The sequence below is a fragment of the Allomuricauda sp. TY007 genome, assembly GCF_010468565.1.
In the GTDB taxonomy this organism is placed as follows: domain Bacteria; phylum Bacteroidota; class Bacteroidia; order Flavobacteriales; family Flavobacteriaceae; genus Flagellimonas.
In genome coordinates, this window is the sequence record NZ_WUEG01000003.1 from 283,420 (window position 1) to 297,756 (window position 14,337).

Sequence of the window (14,337 nt, forward strand, 5' to 3'; positions counted from 1 at the left end):
ATTATGAGTGGTTTAATTTAGAATTTTAAGATTTTTTTAATATTTTAAATGAGCAGTCTCTACTGTTTATTTTGTGTAAAATCATGGATTGGATAAGTTCAACAATGTGGTATTGGATTGTTTTGGCCATAACTGGAATCATTTCTGGCATTCTTGGTTATTTTTTTGCGAAATCCAGCACACCATCAGCGGCCGAAAATTCAGTTCAACTCAATATCCTTGAAATTGAAAACGCCAAGTTAAAATCCGATCTGGAAACTTGCAGAAAAAGACTGGGTATATCCAAAACAAGGCAACAAAACTTTGAGGTGGATAAAAGTCCTTTAAAAAAGGACGCTTTCTTCTTTGATGCAAATAGAGCAAAAACAGCTTTTGGGAAAAAAATCAAGGAAAATGATTTAAAGCTTGTTGAAGGCATCGGCCCAAAAATTGAAGCCCTTTTTCACAATTTTGACATCAAAACATGGAAGGATTTGGCCGAAACCTCTGCGGACAAATGCCAAGAGGTGTTGGATTCTGGCGGTAAGCGCTATCGCATCCACGATCCCGCCTCATGGCCCATGCAGGCAAAAATGGCATACGAAGGCCATTGGGAACAGTTGTTCGAGTGGCAGGAAAAACACCGTGCCGGCAAATATTAACGTAATCGGCCAGACTTAACCAGACTTAACTCGGTTCCTACAACATTCCGTTGGCCTCTACCCATTTAAAGGTATGCTGCTCTTGCGGAAATTTCATACGTTCGGATATACGTTGTAGCCTTTCGGGGAGTTTCATCAGATAATCCCTGGCCTTTTCTGCCTGATCAGAAAGTCCGCGAAGGTTTCCTATATCCCAGTAATCGTTCAGTTTTTTCAAAATATCAATATAGTCTTGTGAGGTATACACCCCCAACCGTTGGGCACAATTGGAAAACTGTTCGAATGCCTCTCCTATACTTCCGCCCGATTCCCTAAGAAAATGGGCCGGCATCACAATTTTTTTCTTCATCATATCTGCAAAGGCCAAGACCATTCCATCGGGGTCCTGCCCCATAATTGTCTTTACAAATTCGCGATAAGCCAAATGGTGCCTCATTTCATCACCTGCAATTATGGTGCACATTTTTGCTAGCAGTACATTGCCTTTCTTTCTGGCCATTTTTCCCACTCTTTTGTGCGAAATATTGGTGGCCAATTCTTGGAAAGTGGTGTATACAAAATTCTTGTAGGGATCCCTGTCCGTTCCAATATCAAACCCATCAGAAATCAAATGTTGGGTAGTTATCTCAATTTCACGCATGTTTACACGGCCAGAGAGGTACAAATATTTGTTCAAAACATCTCCATGGCGATTTTCCTCGGCTGTCCATGCACGCACCCATTTGCTCCATCCATTGTCCTTGCCATTGTGCTGATCAATACCTTCCACATCCATCAACCAGGATTCATACGTGGGGAGTGCTTCTTCCGTAATGGTATCGGCCACAAGGGTCACCCAAAAATCGTATCCCAATTCCTTCGCCTCTCCGCGAATCTTTTCTACTTCATCAAAAAATTTATCGCTTTGGGAATTTGGCAGAAAATCTGTGGGCTGCCATATTTTTTCTGTTGGAATAAGAAATTCATCAATAAACCCTTCAACTTTGGGTTCAATCGCCTGCATTACTTCCAATCTTACATTCTTAATCGACATAGTACGGGGTTTTTTTACAAAGGTCTATATAAAATAATGAAAACTGCGCTAATTTCTTCCTCTTTCGCCAGGATAAAATGTGTGTACCGGGTCACTTTGCCAATATTCCTTGGTTTCCACATTCAACATGGTCAATCCGCCCTTAAATGCAGCCCCTGTATCCACGTTCCAAACATTGGCTTTGTTCTGCGGTTCTACAAACTCGTTCTTGGACAAAGGGGTGTGGCCAATATATACTTCTTTGTAGTGGGTGAGCCGTTTTGGAAACTTGGGACTTGTAGGTTCCAAATCAGGGTCAAGTGCGGTTACCAGTTCCCATAATGTCCTGTCCCAGTAAAAAGATTGTTCAAAATATTCGTAATCCACCCCCTTAAGGTTTGTGTAGCCTGCGTGCAAGTACAAGCGGTTGTCATCTGCGAGATAGTAATTTTGCAGTTCGTTATAAAACTTCAAATGTAATTCCCATATATCCCTACCTGCATTTAAATAAGAGTCCCTGGTTGCAATGCCGCCGTGTGCCAACCATTGTGGGTTTTCTTTTTGATCTACCAACCAAGCCCTACAGAGTTCATCGTGATTTCCGCGAATAAAAGTACAGTTATATTCACTTTTGAGCTGGATCAAAAAATTCACGGTTTCCACTGCGGTGCTCCACCCATCTACATAATCGCCCAAAAATATGATATGATCTTTGGAGGTGACATTGGCCTTGCCCATTAATTGCTTCAACGCCCGCACCCCAGAATGGATGTCGCCCACAACAAGTGTTCGCATAGAAAAGTTTTTGACAAAATTACGCACAAATGCTTGGCCAATGAAAAATCATGCTGGCTTTATCAAGCATTTAACCTACATTTCAAATTAACCTAGCTGTTTTTTGGACATGGTATAATTTTCTATGTACCTTAGAATATTCCGAAACAATATGAAAAAAGTATACTGCATTGGTGAAGTGTTGATTGATTTTGTTGCCGAACGGCAAGGAAGTGACCTTTCCAAAGCAAACGAGTTTACAAAAAAAGCAGGGGGGGCTCCTGCCAATGTGGCCTGCGCCATATCCAAATTAGGAGGGAACGGAATTTTTATTGGGTGCGTCGGGGACGACCCGTTTGGGAAATTTTTGTTGGAAACCCTGAAAGAGGTTGGCGTAGACGTTTCGTTGGCCCAATTATCGGATACTTTTACCACGCTGGCCTTTGTATCGCTTTCGGAAGATGGGGAGCGCGATTTTGTTTTTAGCAGGGGCGCCGACAAGGAATTGAAATATAATCCCGACCTAAGAAAGAACCTTCCCGGAAATATTCTTCACTTGGGAGCCGCGACCGCTCTTTTGGGCGGATCTTTGGAAAAAACGTATGCCAAATATCTTTTTGATGGCCTTACCAAGGAAATGTTTATCTGTTTTGATCCCAATTTTAGGATTGACCTTTGGAAAGACGACGAAGAAACCTTTATAAAAAAGTGCATGCCCTTTGTGGAAAAATCACATTTGTGCAAGTTTAGCCAAGAAGAAGTACAACTTATTTCAGGTAAAGAAGATTTACATGAAGCCTGTGATGCTTTGCATAAGGCTGGAACGAAAATAATTACCGTTACCTTGGGGAAAGATGGCACCTTACTGAGCATGAACGGCACCAAAAAAGTAATTCCAAGTGTAAAAGTAGCTCCCATAGATACCACTGGTGCTGGCGACGCATTTATAGGATGCTTATTGTATCAAATTTCCGATTTGGGCAATTTTGGACCTGTTTTCGAGGATTTTTCTTTAGTGGAAAACATGGTCGCCTTGGCGAACAAGGCTGGGGCCATTACCACTACTAATTATGGAGCCATTGTTGCTTTGCCCACAAAAGAGCAACTCGAAAAATAGATGAACCAAGCGACTAAGCGTACCTTACTTTCCTTAGAATTCGCTGGGATTCCTTTAAGGATTGATAAATACTGCTATCGTAAGTTTTTAACAACTCCCTTGAACCGTCCATTTTATCCTTGGCCTCCTCAAAACCGTTCAGATAGCAAATAAGATACGTTGCTGGGAGGTGAGTCATATCCGTATGCTCCGCATCGGTCAAGGGAATATGGTTTTCGAGTTTTTTGAGCAATGCATTGTTGGCATTGTACACATGATAAAGTGTTTTTTTATCAAATTGAGGTGGTTCAAATATTAATTTACTGTTGATGGTGTACTTGCCATTGTCCGAAAATGTGATGACTACTTCTTCCAAAGGATAATATTTTTGTTGAGAGCCCAAACCCAATTGCACATACTCCAAGGTTTTGAAGTGATCGTCATCATAATCAATAGTGATTTCATCCAAAGCGGAATAAAACAATTTCACCTGTTCGTTAATGAGTTCAATATCCACTCTGGAATAATAGATTTTGCCTTTCACTTTTTTCTTGTTCCCTGCCCAACAGACCACGAATTGTTCTTTAAAGACTTTGTAGTCGCTAGTAAGGTCGGGATGCCTAGTGTTGAAGAATTTTATGACCGCATCCAGTGTCAACTCTATGTTATTCCGGGCATGCTGTTCAATCGTCGCCACCTTATCGGAGTTGATGTCCTTTAGTTCAATATCAAAAGCTTTGGGCAAGCTGATGCTGCCTTCCCTAAAAAAGACAGCCCCCCCGTAATACTTCCAAATATTTTTGCGAAGGGCACAGACCTTTCCGTTGGACCTTATTGTTACGAGACCAACCACCTTGCCTTCGGGCAAATGGGGAAAGGGAATGTTTTCGTAGGAAATCAGGGGTGGGTTGTCCAAATAGGCATTTACAAGATTCTGGATTTTGCTGTCGTCAAAAAAATCAACGCCAACAATTTTGTTGTCCTCATCCTCCACCCCAATAACGATAAAGGAATTGTTTTTAGGGTTGCTGTTGGCCAAGGCGCAGACATGTTTTAAAAATTTGGCCTTGCCCTCCTTTTCCCCAATGGATATAAAACGCTTTTTGTCGTAAAAACTATTCTCGTCGTTGTGGGCCAATAAGTTTTTTACGAGTAGGCGTTTATTGATCATAGTTCAAAGTTTCGGAATTTGAAAAGCGAATGAAAAATTCGTCATTTCGAGTGGTTTTTTGAACCCAAGTTCAAAAAAATGTATCGAGAATAGAATTTTTAATCGTACAAATCTTGTTCTCGATACTTTTTCATTCTGAAAAAACTCGAACTGACGGTTTTTACATTTTACCATCATTAATTTTACATTTTTTCATTTCAATCCCTGCCCATCAATTATAAATCCTTTTTATTGACAATTGTGCTGCTGGCCTGTGCGGTGGGCATTACTACAAGGTCGGCAATGTTCACGTGGTAGGGTCGAGTTACCACAAACAGGATAATATCAGCAATATCCTCTGGTTTTAAGGGTTGAAAGCCTTTGTACACCTTTGATGCCTTATCACTATCTCCCTTAAAGCGAACATCGCTGAATTCTGTTTCCACCAAGCCTGGATTAACGGCCCCCACTCGAATGCCATAGGCATTCAAATCTATCCGCATACCTTGGTTAATGGCATCTACGGCATGTTTACTTGCACAGTACACATTTCCGTTGGGATAAACTTCTTTGCCCGCTGTGGAACCAATGTTGATGATATGCCCAGATTTGCGTTCCACCATTTTCGGGATGATGGCCTTGGACATATAGAGCAATCCTTTTACGTTGATGTCCAACATGGCATCCCAATCATCTGTGCTGCCTTTGTCAATTGGGTCCAAACCGTGTGCGTTCCCCGCATTGTTGACCAAAATGTCTATTTCTGAAAACTCCTTGGGCAAACTTTCAATGGCCGAGAAAACGTCCTCTCGATTTCTAACATCAAAGTTAAGCGTGAAAATGGCCGTGTCCCTTCCAAGTTCATTTTGGAGTTGTTCCAAACGCTCCTGCCTTCGCCCACAAAGGATTAAATTGATTCCTTGCTTTGCAAAAAGTTCAGCGGTAGCTTTTCCTATTCCGCTTGTTGCTCCTGTTATTAATGCTGTTTTTGACATTTTAAATATATTCTACGGAACACCGTGGCCTTGGCCCGCTACCAAAAGCGTGAACCAATCCTGAAGCTCCAATTCTATGTTTATGGCCTCGGCGGCCAACTTACTCTTTAATTTGAAAGTTTTTTCCGAAAACTTCCCTTCATCATGCATTCCGATATAATGTGGGAAATTTTCGTTGTCTGTTCCACATGCGCTTAAAGTATAAAATTAAACCCTTAAATCCTTCATAAAACTAGGGGTTTAGCGTTTTTTTTAACCATTAATTAACAGCTAGGTTTTAAATAAATTTTCATTTTGCACACCTTAGCAAAAACCCCGACATTAACACCAAACAATAAAAGTATATAATGGAAGAAAACACTACTATTGATATTAGTGCTGTGAATGAGAAAATTGCCCAAGAAAGCGCTTTTATTGACCTTTTAAGGGTTGAAATGAACAAAGCGATAGTAGGGCAAAACCACATGGTGGAACGCCTGTTGATCGGTCTCCTAGGAAAAGGACATATTCTACTTGAAGGTGTTCCTGGATTGGCAAAGACATTGGCCATCAACACATTGGCAAAAGCCGTAAAAGGAAGTTTCAGCAGAATTCAGTTTACACCCGATTTATTGCCTGCCGACGTTATCGGTACACTGATCTACAATATCAAAGAGAACGATTTCTCCATTAAAAAAGGACCCATCTTTGCCAACTTTGTCCTTGCGGATGAGATTAACAGGGCACCAGCAAAAGTACAATCCGCACTTTTGGAGGCCATGCAGGAAAAACAGGTGACCATTGGTGACGAGACCTTTGTTTTGGACAAGCCATTTTTGGTGATGGCCACCCAAAACCCTGTAGAGCAAGAAGGTACTTACCCACTCCCTGAAGCCCAAGTGGACCGTTTTATGTTGAAAACCGTAATCGACTATCCAAAGTTGAACGAGGAACAACTGATCATCCGTCAAAACCTAAAAGGTGCAACCGAGGCCGTTAACCCCGTAGTTTCTTTGGAGCAAATTCTAAGGGCCCAAGAAGCTGTTGGCGAGGTTTATATGGACGAAAAAATCGAGAAATATATCCTCGACCTCATCTTTGCTACGCGATACCCAGAAAAATATAACTTGGAAAGCCTGAAACCGCTTATCAGTTTTGGTGCTTCTCCAAGAGGTAGCATCAACTTGGCGAAAGCGTCCAAATGCTACGCGTTCATTAAGCGAAGAGGTTATGTGGTTCCCGAAGATGTCAGGGCCGTAGTGCACGATGTACTCCGTCACAGAATCGGAATCACTTACGAGGCCGAGGCAGAAAATATTACTTCCGAAGAAATCATCAACAAGATTGTAAACGAGGTAGAAGTGCCTTAGCGGTTCAATGTTTATCGGAAATAAGTAGCAATACTTTTAACCAACCCGAAAACCTATTTTTTTGAACCAAATGGATACAAAGGAACTACTAAAAAAAGTACGTAAAATTGAAATTAAGACCCGACGTCTTTCCGACCATATTTTTGGTGGGGAATACCATTCTACGTTCAAGGGTCGGGGGATGACGTTCAGCGAGGTGCGCCAATATCAGTTTGGTGATGATGTGCGAAGCATTGACTGGAACGTGACCGCTCGCTACAACGAGCCCTACGTGAAGGTCTTTGAAGAAGAGCGCGAACTTACCATGATGCTGATGGTGGATGTAAGCGGCTCGGAACTTTTTGGTACTTCCAATCAGTTCAAAAAAGAAATCATTACCGAAATCTCAGCTACGCTTGCCTTTTCCGCGCTTCAGAACAATGATAAAGTAGGTGTGATTTTGTTTTCCGATGAAGTGGAACTTTTTATCCCCCCTAAAAAAGGGAAAAGCCACGTACTTCGAATTATTAGGGAATTGTTGGAGTTCCATCCAAAAAGTAGTGAAACCAATCTTGCAGAGGCGTTGAAGTTCCTGACCAACGTGATGAAGAAAAAAGCCATTGTTTTTGTGCTTTCGGATTTTATCGCCGACGACTACGACAATACACTTCGGATTGTAGGCAACAAACACGATGTTACAGGTATTAGAGTTTATGATGAGCGTGAAGAAACCATCCCAAATTTGGGAATGGTACAAATGCAAGATGCCGAAACGGGCGAGATTCAATTAGTGAACACCCAATCCAAACAGGTTCGGTTGGCTTATGGACAACACTACAAAGACAAAGTGGCCTATTTCACCAATTCCTTTAACAAATCAGGCTGCGGGGTCATCAATTGCCGGGCAGACGAAAGCTACGTAAAAAAGCTATTGGGGTATTTTAAACGAAGAGGATAATGCAAATGAACGGTCTACATAAAATAAGAAGCAAAACAAGGCCCCAATCAGTTTGGGGGGCCATGTTGTTTCTATTGCTGATGTCCACGGTTGGTTTTTCGCAAACAGGACCCAAAGTTGATGCCGAAGTGGACACCTTGGCCATCAAAATTGGGGAACAGATTCAATACAAAATTACGGTTGAGACGGATTCTACCGATGTGGTTTTCTTTCCCGAAGGACAAACTTTTTCCCCGCTGGAAACCGTAGAGGCCATTATGGCCGACACCCTCAAAAACGATGACAAAGTCATTCTTCAGAAAATATATTCCCTAACCCAGTTTGATAGTGGCGCATACACCATTCCCCCACAGCGAATCGCCATTAACGAACAGCCCTTTTTTACGGATTCTTTTCAGGTAAAAGTCGCGGACGTAGTGGTGGACACCACCAAGCAAAAAATGTACGACATCAAGCCCTTGATTGAGGTAGAGCGAAGCACGGCCGATATGTGGCTTACTGCACTTTGGATTCTTTTAGGGCTGATTGTGGTCGGAGGATTAATCTATTGGTTCTTTTTGCGCAAAAAGCCATTGACCGAGGAAGAAAAAGTAGCTTTGCTCCCTCCCTACGACCGCGCATTGATGGAGCTGAAAAAACTGGAGAATTCCAAGTACCTTATTCAAGATGAGTACAAGCAATACTATTCCGAGCTTACCGATATTGTCCGCTCCTATTTGGAAGAAGATGTGCACGTCACTGCCATGGAAAGCACCACGTCAGAACTCATTACCAAACTGGAAATGTTGCGCGATGCCGGTGAACTTAAGTTAGAGGATGATACCATCCAACAATTTCAAAAAATATTACAAACGGCAGATTTGGTAAAGTTTGCCAAAAACAAACCTGCTACTACCGTTGCCGAACAGGATAGAAAATTGGTCGAAGAAATTGTTACCAAAACCCACGAAGGCCTTCCGGAACCAACCGAAGAAGATTTGTTGTTGGATGAGGAATATTTGGAAGAACTTGCCAGAAAAAAACAGCGCAAAAGAATTTACTGGGCCGCGGCCATTTTTGCAGGAATCATTGTTTTGGGCGGAATAGGGTCAACCATTTATTTTGGCACCAAAAAAGTAAGGGATACCGTTTTTGGTTACCCGACCAAGGACATGTTGGAGGGTGAATGGGTCGCCAGTTCGTACGGTTTTCCTCCCATTCAGATAGAAACTCCAGAGGTTTTGGTGCGCCAAGAATTGAAACTGCCAAAGGAAACCGAAGAACTCATCAAAGAGCTTCAAGCATTTTCCTACGGCAGCTATGTGGGGATTTTTTCGGTAAGCACAAGCTCCATCACATTTAAAGAACAAAAAGAGGAACCTCAATTTGATGCGGTAATCGGTTCCACCCTGACCAATTTTGAACAATTGGGACTAAAGAATATCATAACCAAACAAGAAGAATTTGTGACACAATCCGGTGTAAAGGGCATGAAAACCTATGGCACGGGTACGTTGGAACGACCCAACGGAGACTCCAAAAGGGCCAAGTACAATATTCTAACTTTTGGAGGTAAAGGTTTCATCCAACAAGTTGTGATCACTTGGGAAGAGGACGATGAGTATGCGGAACAGATCGTAGATCGAATTTTGAACAGTTTAGACGTAAAAACACAAGTGTAAATGTTTGAGAATATAGAATTTGCAAACCCTGAATTTTTCTGGCTGCTCCTTTTGCTGCCATTGGCTTTGCTATGGTATGTTTTCAAACGGAAAAATGAAATGGCTTCCCTGCGCATTTCCAGCATCAAAGGGTTCACGGTCAAGAGTTGGGCATCAAAATTAAAACCTGTACTGTTTGCCATTAGATTGTTGGCTTTGGCTGCCATAATAACGGCATTGGCCAGACCTCAGACCGAGGATATTTCAACACGGACAAAAACAACAAAGGGAATCGATATTGTAATGGCCATTGATGTGTCTTCCAGTATGTTGGCCCGCGATCTAAAGCCGAACCGATTGACCGCATTGAAAGAAGTAGCCGCCGATTTTATCGAAGGTCGCCCGAACGACCGTATCGGTTTGGTGAGCTATGCGGGCGAAAGCTATACCAAAACCCCAATTACCAGCGATAAGGCTATTGTTTTGAATGCCCTCGAAGAAATCACCTATGGCGTATTGGAAGATGGAACCGCAATCGGAATGGGCTTGGCCACATCGGTAAACCGACTAAAAGAAAGCAAGGCCATAAGTAAAGTTATCATTCTTTTAACGGACGGTGTCAATAATTCTGGCTTTATTGAACCTAGAACCGCAGCCGACCTTGCCGTTGAGTTTGGAATCAAGACATACACCATTGGTCTCGGAACCAACGGAAATGCCTTGTCCCCCATCGGCTACAATAGAGATGGCTCCTATAGATACGGAATGCGACAAGTGGAGATTGATGAAGAATTACTCAAAGAAATCGCAGAGGTAACTGGAGGAAAATATTTCCGTGCCACCGACAATGAATCTTTGGAGGAAATTTACGATGAGATCAACAAGTTGGAAAAAACAGAAATAGAGGAATTCAAGTATTACAAATACGAGGAAAAATTTAGGCCGCTGATTTTCTTGGCCGGAATTTTATTGTTGTTGGAATGGGGATTGCGAAATTCCATCTTTAAAAGTTTTATTTAGCGAATGATTCAGTTTGACGAAAAAATATATTTCTACCTCTTGGCCATTATTCCAGTAATGGTCCTGACGTTCTTTTTTCTTCAAATCTGGAAGAGAAAGACACAAAAACGTTTTGCAGACTCAAACCTATTGAAGCGTCTGGCACCCAATAAATCCAACTTTAAGTCAACCCTTAAACTGATATTTTTATTGGGAGGGCTTACGTTTTTGGTATTGGGGTTGGTCAATCCAAAAATCGGTACAAAGCTGGAAACCGTAAAACGTGAAGGTGTGGACATCGTTTTTGCCATTGATGTTTCCAAAAGTATGTTGGCAGAGGACATTGCCCCCAACCGTTTGGAAAAAGCCAAACGTATTGTTTCGGAAATCATCAACCAATTGGCCAGCGACCGAATCGGTATCATTGCCTACGCAGGACAGGCATACCCACAATTGCCAATCACTACGGACTACGGTGCGGCAAAAATGTTCTTGCAGAGCATGAACACCGATATGCTCTCATCACAAGGTACAGCTATCAATGCAGCCATAGATCTAGCAAGTACCTATTACGATGATTCCCAACAGACCAACAGAGTGCTTTTTATTGTTTCTGATGGGGAAGACCACTCCGAAAATTCCACTATCGATGCAGTTGAAAAAGCTACACAGAACGGAATCCGTGTTTATACCATTGGAGTGGGCAAAGCCAAAGGAGCTCCGATTCCCATCAAAAAGAACGGCATTGTAGAAAGTTTGAAAAAGGACAACCAAGGCGAGGTTGTCATCACAAAATTGAACGAAAACATATTAACCGAGATTGCCGATAGGGGCAATGGCAATTATATTGATGGCTCCAATACGGAAAATGCCGTGGAGTTCATCAAAGAGGAACTGAACCGGATGGACAAAACAGAGTTTGAAGCCAAACAATTTGCAGAGTACAAGGACCAATTTCAATGGTTCCTGGCCGCTGGCTTTTTATTTCTATTTTTGGACATCTTCGTTTTGGACAGAAAAACACAGTGGTTGAAAAAACTGAATCTTTTTAATGAACATGATGATGAGCAAGATTAAGTTGATGGTTGGACTATTGCTATGTTTTGGGATGGTCCAAGCACAGGACGACATGACCGAAAAAGCGAACAAAGAAGCGGAAAAAGCATTGCAAGCCTCTACCAATCTTACCTATGAGGCCAACGAAGAACTTACCGCCAACGATTTTGTTACGGCAGAGGCCGATTACAGAAGGGCCATTTCCAAAAGCAACAAAAATGCCGCCGCCCGATTTAATTTAGGGAACGCCTACTATAACAGGGAAAGTTATGGAGAAGCTTTTGGAAGGTACAAACAGGCAGGAGAAGTTGCCGAGAATAAAGGAGAAAAACATAAGGCCTTTCACAACATGGGCAACGTGTTCATGAAGCAAAAAGACTACAAGCAAGCCGTTGAGGCCTACAAACAAGCCTTAAGAAAAAATCCTAACGACGACGAGACTCGCTATAACCTTGCTCTGGCCAAAAAGATGCTAGAAAAACAACAGGACGAGCAAAAGAACGACCAAAACAAGGACAACGAAGACAAGAAAGATCAGGAAAACGAAGACAAGGATAAAAACCAAGACCAGAAGAACGAAGGCGGGGACAACGAGAAGAAAGACGAAGGCGAGCAAAAAGAAGACGAAAACAAGGACAAAGGCGATCAAGGTGAAAATGGAGAGGATAAGCCTAAGGAAAATCAAAAAGGCGATGGGGACAAGAAAAAAGAGCAAGAGAAAAAACCCAATGAAGGGGACCAGCCCGAAGATAAAAAGCAGCAACCTAGACCCAATCAATTGTCTGAACAACAGATTCAGAATTTGCTAGAGGCCATGCAGAACGAAGAGAAAAAAGTGCAGGAGAAAATGGAGGCCCGAAAAGTTCGGGGCAAAAAAATTAAAAACGAGAAAGACTGGTAATGAAAGTGTTGAAGGGCAACATATTGTTTATTCTGGGAATGTTACTCTTTACGGGCATACATTCACATGCCCAAGACGATGCGGAAGAGATTTCGTTTACCATGAACTTGAGCAAAGAGGAATTGGGGCTAAACGAACGTCTTCGGGTAGATTTTACCATGAACAAGGATGGCGACAACTTTAAGCCGCCTCAATTTAATGGTTTTAATGTGGTAATGGGCCCTTCGCAGTCCATTAGTTCTTCTTGGGTAAATGGCAAACGCAGTTTTTCCAAGACCTATTCTTACATTTTAAAGCCCACGGCGAGGGGGAGTTTCACCATAAATCAGGCCACCATAGAGATTGATGGCCAAACATACAAGACAACCCCCAAGCAAGTAGAGGTTACAGCGGCAGTGGACAAGCCTAATGCACAGAAGACCGTGGACGATGTGGCCGACGAAAGCCTTCATTTAGTTGCAGAAGTATCAAAAGGGAATCCGTATTTAAATGAAGCTGTTACCGTAGTCTATAAGCTCTATGTAAGTCCAAACATAAGTGTTACAAATTACCGTCCGTTGGACAATCCTACCTATAATAATTTTTGGAGCCAAGACATTCCGGTTACCAAGCACACCGCGCAAAACGGTACTTACCAAGGTAAACCCTATAGATATGTAGTTTTAAAACGAGTGGTACTTTACCCCCAAAAATCAGGACAGTTGGACATTGAGCCACTTTCTCTCGAGATTTTTGTTGATGTGCCCACCAACCGAAGAGACTTTTTTGGTGGCCGAATTTATACCTCAACAAGTAAAACCGTTTCTGCAGGTAGCAGAACCATCAACGTAAAACCATTGCCAGAAGCTGGAAAACCGGCCGGTTTCAGTGGAGCTGTTGGTGATTTTGATTTTTCCGTGACCACCAGCAAAACCCAATTGAATGCCTCGGAGTCGCTTCAGGCCAAAGTTGAAGTTACTGGAAAAGGGAACTTGAAATTGTTCCAACTTCCAGAGCCAGAATTGCCAAGTTCCTTGGAAGTATATGATCCCGAATACGAGGAATCTATCAATACCTACAGTACCGGTATGGAGGGAAAAGTAGCGAATAATTATACCATTGTTCCTTCATTTAGGGGAAAATACCCCATTCCAAGTATTTCTTTCAGCTATTTTAACCCAAGTACCGGAAACTATAAAACCATTAATTCAGAAGAAATCAATATTGAGGTAATCGAAGGGCCTACAAGTGGCTCGGCCAATATAACAAGCCCTTCTGCCAACAAGCAATTGGTTGTGCCTACCGGGGAGCAGTTTCACTTTATCAACATAAACCCTAACCTGAGCCCTATTGGTATTGATCGCTTTTTTGGCTCAAGACTCTTTTTTATTCTTTTGCTTGCCCCGTTATTGTTGATTCCAATAGCCATTTTCACATTTAAGAAGAGAGAGGCCATTGCCAGTGATGTGGTGGGGAACAAAATAAAGAAAGCCAACAAGCTGGCCAGAAAATATCTTTCAACCGCTAAAAAGGAGCTCGGGAACAAAGAAGCCTTTTATGTGGCTCTGGAAAAAGGCCTGCACAATTATTTAAAGGCCAAATTACATATAGAGACATCCGAATTCAGCAAGGATAAAATTACAAGCATTCTTTCGGAAAAAAATGTTGACCAAAAGGATGTTGATGGCTTTATAGCCTTATTGACCAGCTGTGAAATGGCACGATATAGCCCGTTTTCCAATGTGCAGATGCAACAAGATTATGAAAAAGCAAGTGAAGTAATTTCTAATTTGGACAAACAGTTATGA

14 protein-coding genes are annotated in these 14,337 nt (G+C 42.1%); 9 read left to right on the top strand and 5 right to left on the bottom strand.

Annotated features, from left to right (window positions below):
- Positions 1 to 83 precede the first annotated feature (83 nt).
- A complete protein-coding gene (locus GO009_RS04670) occupies positions 84 to 641 on the top strand; it encodes a hypothetical protein (RefSeq protein ID WP_239057384.1) in 558 nt (185 codons plus the stop codon).
- Between the two features lie 37 nt (positions 642 to 678).
- On the opposite strand, the gene GO009_RS04675 is transcribed toward GO009_RS04670, so the two are convergent.
- Positions 679 to 1,674: an acyl-ACP desaturase gene (locus tag GO009_RS04675; RefSeq protein WP_163625049.1), complete on the bottom strand. Its 996-nt coding sequence runs from the start codon at positions 1,672 to 1,674 to the stop codon at positions 679 to 681.
- A 48-nt stretch (positions 1,675 to 1,722) separates the two neighbouring features.
- Positions 1,723 to 2,448 (bottom strand): metallophosphoesterase, encoded by a 726-nt coding sequence (locus GO009_RS04680; protein ID WP_163625050.1) that lies wholly within the window; start codon positions 2,446 to 2,448, stop codon positions 1,723 to 1,725.
- Positions 2,449 to 2,599: 151 nt separating this feature from the next.
- On the opposite strand from GO009_RS04680, the gene GO009_RS04685 reads away from it, so the two are divergent.
- Positions 2,600 to 3,544, top strand: coding sequence for a carbohydrate kinase (locus tag GO009_RS04685; RefSeq protein ID WP_163625051.1), 945 nt, complete (start codon positions 2,600 to 2,602; stop codon positions 3,542 to 3,544).
- Between the two features lie 13 nt (positions 3,545 to 3,557).
- Here GO009_RS04685 and GO009_RS04690 read toward each other — a convergent pair whose 3' ends face one another.
- The 3 genes from GO009_RS04690 to GO009_RS04700 all read right to left on the bottom strand — a co-directional run bounded on the left by GO009_RS04690 (position 3,558) and on the right by GO009_RS04700 (position 5,818).
- Complete coding sequence (locus GO009_RS04690; RefSeq protein WP_163625052.1) at positions 3,558 to 4,694, bottom strand: ATP-binding protein; 1,137 nt, start codon at positions 4,692 to 4,694, stop codon at positions 3,558 to 3,560.
- A gap of 215 nt (positions 4,695 to 4,909) precedes the next feature.
- Positions 4,910 to 5,668, bottom strand: coding sequence for an SDR family NAD(P)-dependent oxidoreductase (locus GO009_RS04695; protein WP_163625053.1), 759 nt, complete (start codon positions 5,666 to 5,668; stop codon positions 4,910 to 4,912).
- A gap of 12 nt (positions 5,669 to 5,680) precedes the next feature.
- Positions 5,681 to 5,818 (bottom strand): hypothetical protein, encoded by a 138-nt coding sequence (locus tag GO009_RS04700; protein WP_163625054.1) that lies wholly within the window; start codon positions 5,816 to 5,818, stop codon positions 5,681 to 5,683.
- Between the two features lie 197 nt (positions 5,819 to 6,015).
- Here GO009_RS04700 and GO009_RS04705 point away from each other — a divergent pair, with 197 nt between their 5' ends.
- The 7 genes from GO009_RS04705 to GO009_RS04735 all read left to right on the top strand — a co-directional run bounded on the left by GO009_RS04705 (position 6,016) and on the right by GO009_RS04735 (position 14,337).
- Positions 6,016 to 7,017: a MoxR family ATPase gene (locus tag GO009_RS04705; protein WP_163625055.1), complete on the top strand. Its 1,002-nt coding sequence runs from the start codon at positions 6,016 to 6,018 to the stop codon at positions 7,015 to 7,017.
- 70 nt (positions 7,018 to 7,087) lie between these two features.
- A complete protein-coding gene (locus tag GO009_RS04710; protein ID WP_163625056.1) occupies positions 7,088 to 7,954 on the top strand; it encodes a DUF58 domain-containing protein in 867 nt (288 codons plus the stop codon).
- Positions 7,955 to 8,016: 62 nt separating this feature from the next.
- Positions 8,017 to 9,615 carry a hypothetical protein gene (locus GO009_RS04715; RefSeq protein ID WP_306770389.1) on the top strand — a complete coding sequence of 533 codons (1,599 nt, stop codon included), beginning with the start codon at positions 8,017 to 8,019 and terminating at the stop codon, positions 9,613 to 9,615.
- Positions 9,616 to 10,614, top strand: a complete 999-nt coding sequence (locus GO009_RS04720) for a VWA domain-containing protein (protein WP_163625058.1) — start codon at positions 9,616 to 9,618, stop codon at positions 10,612 to 10,614.
- A gap of 3 nt (positions 10,615 to 10,617) precedes the next feature.
- Positions 10,618 to 11,670 carry a VWA domain-containing protein gene (locus GO009_RS04725; RefSeq protein ID WP_163625059.1) on the top strand — a complete coding sequence of 351 codons (1,053 nt, stop codon included), beginning with the start codon at positions 10,618 to 10,620 and terminating at the stop codon, positions 11,668 to 11,670.
- The gene (locus GO009_RS04730; RefSeq protein ID WP_163625060.1) at positions 11,657 to 12,550 is read left to right on the top strand and encodes a tetratricopeptide repeat protein; all 894 of its coding nucleotides are present in this window, start codon (positions 11,657 to 11,659) and stop codon (positions 12,548 to 12,550) included. The genes GO009_RS04725 and GO009_RS04730 overlap by 14 nt, the downstream gene beginning before the upstream one ends.
- On the top strand, positions 12,550 to 14,337 hold the full coding sequence (locus GO009_RS04735; protein WP_163625061.1) for a BatD family protein: 1,788 nt from the start codon (positions 12,550 to 12,552) through the stop codon (positions 14,335 to 14,337). The genes GO009_RS04730 and GO009_RS04735 overlap by 1 nt, the downstream gene beginning before the upstream one ends.

Coding starts and splice junctions, on each gene's coding strand:
- GO009_RS04670 (WP_239057384.1), top strand. CDS start 84: ATGGATTGGATAAGTTCAACAATGTGGTATTGGATTGTTTTGGCCATA.
- GO009_RS04675 (WP_163625049.1), bottom strand. CDS start 1,674: ATGTCGATTAAGAATGTAAGATTGGAAGTAATGCAGGCGATTGAACCC.
- GO009_RS04680 (WP_163625050.1), bottom strand. CDS start 2,448: ATGCGAACACTTGTTGTGGGCGACATCCATTCTGGGGTGCGGGCGTTG.
- GO009_RS04685 (WP_163625051.1), top strand. CDS start 2,600: ATGAAAAAAGTATACTGCATTGGTGAAGTGTTGATTGATTTTGTTGCC.
- GO009_RS04690 (WP_163625052.1), bottom strand. CDS start 4,694: ATGATCAATAAACGCCTACTCGTAAAAAACTTATTGGCCCACAACGAC.
- GO009_RS04695 (WP_163625053.1), bottom strand. CDS start 5,668: ATGTCAAAAACAGCATTAATAACAGGAGCAACAAGCGGAATAGGAAAA.
- GO009_RS04700 (WP_163625054.1), bottom strand. CDS start 5,818: ATGCATGATGAAGGGAAGTTTTCGGAAAAAACTTTCAAATTAAAGAGT.
- GO009_RS04705 (WP_163625055.1), top strand. CDS start 6,016: ATGGAAGAAAACACTACTATTGATATTAGTGCTGTGAATGAGAAAATT.
- GO009_RS04710 (WP_163625056.1), top strand. CDS start 7,088: ATGGATACAAAGGAACTACTAAAAAAAGTACGTAAAATTGAAATTAAG.
- GO009_RS04715 (WP_306770389.1), top strand. CDS start 8,017: ATGTTGTTTCTATTGCTGATGTCCACGGTTGGTTTTTCGCAAACAGGA.
- GO009_RS04720 (WP_163625058.1), top strand. CDS start 9,616: ATGTTTGAGAATATAGAATTTGCAAACCCTGAATTTTTCTGGCTGCTC.
- GO009_RS04725 (WP_163625059.1), top strand. CDS start 10,618: ATGATTCAGTTTGACGAAAAAATATATTTCTACCTCTTGGCCATTATT.
- GO009_RS04730 (WP_163625060.1), top strand. CDS start 11,657: ATGAGCAAGATTAAGTTGATGGTTGGACTATTGCTATGTTTTGGGATG.
- GO009_RS04735 (WP_163625061.1), top strand. CDS start 12,550: ATGAAAGTGTTGAAGGGCAACATATTGTTTATTCTGGGAATGTTACTC.